This is a genomic window from Flavobacterium agri, from assembly GCF_013401995.1.
Classification (GTDB): Bacteria; Bacteroidota; Bacteroidia; order Flavobacteriales; family Flavobacteriaceae; genus Flavobacterium; species Flavobacterium agri.
Map to the genome: position 1 here is coordinate 1 of NZ_JACBJI010000011.1, position 5,628 is coordinate 5,628.

Sequence of the window (5,628 nt, forward strand, 5' to 3'; positions counted from 1 at the left end):
GTTATTTTTGATTCATCGATCAGGAATCGTAAAAGATTTTTTTTTGCGTCCCTACAGTCGCAATTTCTCCCAACGTTAGGCCGCTTCACGGCTGTTGCGGCGATTCGGAGATTGTACTCTCTGCCGAACGGAAAAGTAATAAAACTAAAGGATTTTTTTAGCTTGACAAAGCAAAAAAATCCTTAGTTTTATGGCTTAAGGAAAAGCTCTTTCTTTTACCTGAGGCCAGCAATAGCGGTGAGCGGCGGTTAGCTGCAGTTATTTGATTTTCAATAGCTTAATTTTTACTAATTTAATATTTTCACTCGAAAATCTCGACTTTACTATTTCATATTTCAGATTAATTATCTTGAAGTTTAAGTCTAACGCCTTAAATTTTAAATTAATAGTTTGTTTTTTTTCATTGAACTGCCAAACCTGATTTCCTTTAAATTCTGAAACTTCCCAAGTGTCTATATTGATAGTTGAAAATTTTAGTCTGTGATTAGACTTGAAACTCAATTCTACAAAATCTTTATTATCGTTCAATTCTGATTTAAACTTGCTCTCATTCCATTTATCTTTCTCAGATTTTAGAGGTGAAAAACTAATTATTTCAACAGTATCACTTTTAAAAAACTCAGAGTTTTCATTCTGTGATAGCCAATATGATTTACCTAGAATTTTGGAATTTACTTGCGCTATGGAGTTGAGCGAAAGGAAGAGAAATAGGAATATGATTTTTGGTTTTGACATTTAGTTTATCTATTCTTGAAATTGTACGATTTTTATGATAATTGCAGCTAACGTTTCGCGGCTCACTCGCAGTCGGCGACAACTGGAACTGAGTATTCTCCGCTGCTGGAAACGAAGTTATGAAAATGATTGGTTCAATTAACCATCAACTCGCCGATTGCGAGTAGCCGCTGTTGGCGGTAGTTTTAATTAACCTTCAAAATGACTGAATTTTTATTCTCGAAAAACTCTATGTAAAAAGGCATTTCAACATTTGCCTCAATTTGTTTAATCGTAGTTCTTTCTGCTATAATTCTTAAGAAACCAAAGTTCGAACACAAATAATCTCCCTTGAGATTTTCATCAGTTAGTTTATTGAAAGGCAAATATTTTGCATTCAGATATGATTTGATTTCGCTAATTGTAAAAGTAAACTTTTTGTAATCTTCAAAGTAAAAGCCAATTTCTATATTAAGATAAAGTGTTTGTTTGTTTTCGGATTCCACTACCGAGGTACTTGATATATAAAAGCTAAATGAAGAATCTTTTTTCAAAATCCAATACAGCATTTTCGGAATATAAACTCTCATTCTTTTTTCGCTGTTGAAGTATTTAAATCGTTCCATTAGCGCGGTATTTTTTTACCAAGCAAATCAATATCAAAAGCATTCTTGAACGATTCGACATTATGAAGAACTCCGAGATGTGATAATTGATTAAGAAAATTCTCCATTTTTTACTATATGCTATGCGAAATGTGGATCAAAAATTACCGCCAACGTTAGGCCTATTCGCGCCGTTGCGACTGGCGGAGAAAGTACTCTCCGTTTTGACGAAAGGTGGCAAAACTTTTGGATTTTTCTAACTTGGAAAGTTTGAAAAATTCAATGTTTTGCGGGTTCGGAGAATAGGGGTGGAGCAGCACTAGATCAGCAATGGAGCGAATAGGCGGTTACCAGCTGTATCTTATTTTCTACCACCTGAAATGCATATTTTTCGCATATTATTTAATCGCTCTTTGTCTCCATAATATTCCGTTCCGCACGAATAATTTTTTGGATTATTTTCCGCCAACGTTAAATATTCATTTGCGAGTTTAAAGTTTTGTTCATCAATGGCAATCCACGCCAGTCCGATGTACGAATTATACTTCATGCCTCTTTTTAAATTTGAGCGAGATAACAGTTCATTGAATGCGGCTTTTGAAACAGCTTTATTATTAATAGCTAGCTCATTTTCAGCTTTAATGAGCAGTGCATTGTTATATAGTTCTGAATTTGGATACTCTTTTAAAATTTGATCAATAAATATTAGAGCTTTTAAAGTCCATTTTTTGTTTAAAGTGTCTAAAGTTTTTTTGTCAATTTCTTTAGAGTTGAAATAATCGTAATAAATTTCACCATTGGTTTCCAATATTAAATTCGCCTTGTCCCATAATTCTTTATCAGAATTTTGGGAATGACCACTTAAGGTGGTTAACAAAAAAAGGAATACTATAAAGGAGGTTTTCATATCACAATGGTTTTGATATAGCTGGTAACGTTAGGCCGCTAACCGATCGTGGCAGCCTTGCGGAGACAGATTTCTCCGTCGACTCTAAAAGTAGCAAAACTTATGATTTTTTTCTAGCTTGACAAAGCAGAAAAAATCTAAGTTTTGTGGCTTTTAGGAACAAACTCTTCCTCTTAGTCATCCCGCTGCCATGGCGGTTAGCGGCGGTTAGTGGCTGGCTCTTTTTCCATTCATTTCTTTATATATGTCCGTAATAAAGTTTTCTATTTGGGATAATGAGTATTTACAAAATTCATTATCGAATTCAATGATAAGATTATCATCATATTCGGATAATTTAATTTGTCCATATTTTGCGCAAACATTTATTACATCAGCGTTTGATTTTGGAAAAACTCCGTCAGAATGAACTAATACATTTCTTATTTTATTGAAATCAGTAATTTCAACCCATGTTTGTGTTTGAAATGAATTGGTAATGTGACATACTTTTTTCAAGTAGAGACTGCTCCTGGATATTCCATTTCCACTCATATCTTTTAACGACAATTCATAAGAATTAGACTTTCTTAAATTCTTACATATTTCATCAAGCGAGTTTTCTAATAAAAAATATGAGCTTAGAAATAATGATTTCCATAAAATCACTGGAAATATTGTTTGGTATTGCATTTCTTTTCCAAATCTCTCATCAGTGATTTCTTCTCCAGTATCGCCTTTCATAGCGTCAATCTTACTTTTGAGAAAACTTTCTGTTTCCTCAATCAAATCTTCATAATGTTTTAATACATCGAATAGTCCATGATTAAAGAAAAAGTGATAAGTATAATCATCTTCAAGACCTTTTTCTATTTCTTTATCCATTTTTAAGGTGTTTGTTGGGAGCTTGCCACTAACGTTAGGCCGCCAACCGCAGTGGCGGGCTTTCGGAGAGCGTAAGCTCAGCCGAAAGATACGAAGTTCTGGAGAGAAACTTACAACAAGCCGTAAACCCGCCATTGCGATTGGCGGCGGTTACTGGCCGGCCGGTAAATAAGCGGTACAGTTGCGGCTCTGCGCAATTTTGCATGAACGTTAGACGAACTGGAAATCGGGGATGATTGATATTTTTTCGTGGTTAATAACAGAACAAAATTGCGAATATAAATATGCGGCAAGAGGTGGCTGGCGAGTAACGTTCGGCGGCTTCTTTGTCGCCGCGACCTTTCGGAGAGAGTACTCTCCGTTATTGGAAACGAAGTTAATGAAAAAGATTTTCCCAAACCACAAAAGGAGCGGTGGCGAAGAGCCGCTGTTACTGGCCGTTTGCGCTCACGAAAGATTGGAAAGAGAACTCTCAGCAGTGGCAAAATTGTCCGCCAAAGGCATTACTGAAATTTAGTAAGGAACGTTTGGCGCAGCCTTTCGCCATCGGCGAAAAAGAAATAACACGCTGCAAATGGCGAGTAACGTTAGGCCGCTAACCGACCGTGGCAGCCTTGCGGAGACGGTACTCTCCGCCGAGACGAAAGGTAGCAAAACTTATGGTTTTTCCTAGCTTGGCAAAGCAGGAAAAATCTTGGTTTCGCGGCTTTGGAGCAAAACTCTTTCCATTAGTCATCCCGCTGCCATGGCGGTTAGCGGCGGTTATAAGCCGTATCTCTATTTAACAATTACGCTTTCTTTAATATGTGGATTTGTAGATTTGAAATATCTAAACTTTCCATCTCTAATTCCCACTTCAAAATTTCTCCAGGTTTCAACACCACTTTTTTTGTTTTGATTTGGATAATCAAGATTGAATAAAACTTTTTCATCGCTGAAATTTGGCTCTGTAAAATACATACTTGTTCCAATTAAAAGTAAGCTTTGAAGTTCTTTAATCACTAACTTAAGATCTTCGAGCCTACCGTAATTTTTTCCAAGCAACAATTTTAAAAACTGCTTTCTTAAATCTCCATACCACATTGGCTCAACCAGAATAACTTTTGACTTTTTTGCATTATATAAAATCAGACAATTTGCTCTATTGATGTGATAGCCAAGAAAATTTGTCAAGCTGGTTTTGTAGAATTTATATTCGGGAAGTAGATTATTGATTTTTGGATTTTCAAGATTTTCAATTCTTGAAGAATCATTGTAAACCCATCTTCCATCTTTCGTTGATGAACTCGGAAATTCTTTCAACAGCGCAATTCTTAGCTTTCCGGTTTCTTGCGAAACAGAAAAATTGACTGATAAAATTATGAATAGTAATAGTGTAGCTTTCTTCACGGTTTTTCGGATATGGCTTATAACGTTCGGTGCATACTTTGACCGTTGCGGCCGTTCGGAGAAAGTATTCTCCGCGTAAATATAGGAAGTTTTGGAACCTGGATTTTCCTTTTTGGGAGATTTGCCGCAATGGCAAAGATGCGCTGTTACTAGAAGGTGATAGTTCCTTCTTCTATTATTTTACTTTCATTTTTTGAATTTACCTTTATGCAAATGAAATAGTTTGTGCAAGTATCAATGAATCTGAAAATATGGTCCTTCTTTTTGGTTTCGATGTTGTACAAAACAATTTTGCTTCGTTTACATAAACCACGATGCCGCCTGGCGTCATTTTTTACATCGACCTTACTGTTATTTATAATTTTTATTATCCTGCAAGGAATTTTTACTTCTGAAGCATTGATGGCGGAACTGGAATTGTTATATATCTCGGTATTTATGTAAATGCTGTCCGCTTTTAGACAAAATTTGAATTTCTCTATGAATGTTGCATTATTAACACAGGCAGAGAATTTCTCTCCGTCTAATGTTTGAATTTTACTCTTGCCTTGAGCGAAAGCTTGATATAAAATTAGAAAAAATACAATTGTTATTTCTCTGGTAAACATTGTCGTTAACTCGATTTTTAAATCACTTTCTAGTAACGTTTCGCGGCTTCTTTGAAGCCGCGGCGATCGGAGAGCGGATTCTCCGCTGCTCAAGGCGAAGTTAAGCAAAAAGAGGTTCCGGAACCACAGAAGCAGCGGTTTCAAAGAGCCGCTGTTGGGAGATAGTTGCGACACGTCCTGTTGGCACGCACAGTTACCGTTCCAAAAAATAGACAACGCGCAAGATTTTTCCCAGCCCTTCGCAGCTAGAAAATTTCCGAAAAAACCAAAAAATCCCAAGCCATCTCATTTTGACTTTTGCTTATCGAGAAAGCCCGAGCCACGACCGCACGTTTGCTTGGCGAAAACCGATTTTGGTTAAGCGCGAAACCTGGCTGCTCGCTCGAATTATTTAGGTTGGGTTTAAGAAAATGGGGAAGTAGCGCTGTTATTTTTGATTCATCGATCCAGAATCGTAAAAGATTTTTTTTTTTGCGTCCCTACAGTCGCAATTTCTCCCAACGTTCGGCGGCTTCTTTGTCGCCGCGACCTTTCGGAGAGA

At 36.6% G+C, this 5,628-nt stretch carries 7 protein-coding genes; 1 reads left to right on the forward strand and 6 read right to left on the reverse strand.

Annotated elements, in window-relative coordinates:
- Positions 1-258 precede the first annotated feature (258 nt).
- The 4 genes from HZF10_RS17375 to HZF10_RS17390 all read right to left on the reverse strand — a co-directional run bounded on the left by HZF10_RS17375 (position 259) and on the right by HZF10_RS17390 (position 3,090).
- A complete protein-coding gene (locus tag HZF10_RS17375) occupies positions 259-735 on the reverse strand; it encodes a hypothetical protein (protein WP_176007512.1) in 477 nt (158 codons plus the stop codon).
- A 185-nt stretch (positions 736-920) separates the two neighbouring features.
- Positions 921-1,340, reverse strand: a complete 420-nt coding sequence (locus HZF10_RS17380; RefSeq protein ID WP_176007513.1) for a hypothetical protein — start codon at positions 1,338-1,340, stop codon at positions 921-923.
- 340 nt (positions 1,341-1,680) lie between these two features.
- Positions 1,681-2,226, reverse strand: a complete 546-nt coding sequence (locus tag HZF10_RS17385) for a hypothetical protein (RefSeq protein ID WP_176007514.1) — start codon at positions 2,224-2,226, stop codon at positions 1,681-1,683.
- A 207-nt stretch (positions 2,227-2,433) separates the two neighbouring features.
- Complete coding sequence (locus HZF10_RS17390; RefSeq protein ID WP_176007515.1) at positions 2,434-3,090, reverse strand: hypothetical protein; 657 nt, start codon at positions 3,088-3,090, stop codon at positions 2,434-2,436.
- 232 nt (positions 3,091-3,322) lie between these two features.
- Between HZF10_RS17390 and HZF10_RS17395 the strand changes: the two genes are divergently transcribed.
- Positions 3,323-3,607, forward strand: coding sequence for a hypothetical protein (locus HZF10_RS17395; RefSeq protein ID WP_176007516.1), 285 nt, complete (start codon positions 3,323-3,325; stop codon positions 3,605-3,607).
- A gap of 260 nt (positions 3,608-3,867) precedes the next feature.
- Here the strand turns inward: HZF10_RS17395 and HZF10_RS17400 are convergent, their stop codons facing one another.
- A complete protein-coding gene (locus tag HZF10_RS17400; protein WP_176007517.1) occupies positions 3,868-4,479 on the reverse strand; it encodes a hypothetical protein in 612 nt (203 codons plus the stop codon).
- A 149-nt stretch (positions 4,480-4,628) separates the two neighbouring features.
- A complete protein-coding gene (locus HZF10_RS17405; protein WP_176007518.1) occupies positions 4,629-5,366 on the reverse strand; it encodes a hypothetical protein in 738 nt (245 codons plus the stop codon).
- Between the last annotated feature and the right edge of the window lie 262 nt (positions 5,367-5,628).

What these genes read in the sequence shown, in the direction of transcription:
- HZF10_RS17375 (WP_176007512.1), bottom strand. Translation starts at nt 735, where the DNA reads ATGTCAAAACCAAAAATCATATTCCTATTTCTCTTCCTTTCGCTCAAC.
- HZF10_RS17390 (WP_176007515.1), bottom strand. Translation starts at nt 3,090, where the DNA reads ATGGATAAAGAAATAGAAAAAGGTCTTGAAGATGATTATACTTATCAC.
- HZF10_RS17395 (WP_176007516.1), top strand. Translation starts at nt 3,323, where the DNA reads ATGATTGATATTTTTTCGTGGTTAATAACAGAACAAAATTGCGAATAT.
- HZF10_RS17380 (WP_176007513.1), bottom strand. Translation starts at nt 1,340, where the DNA reads ATGGAACGATTTAAATACTTCAACAGCGAAAAAAGAATGAGAGTTTAT.
- HZF10_RS17385 (WP_176007514.1), bottom strand. Translation starts at nt 2,226, where the DNA reads ATGAAAACCTCCTTTATAGTATTCCTTTTTTTGTTAACCACCTTAAGT.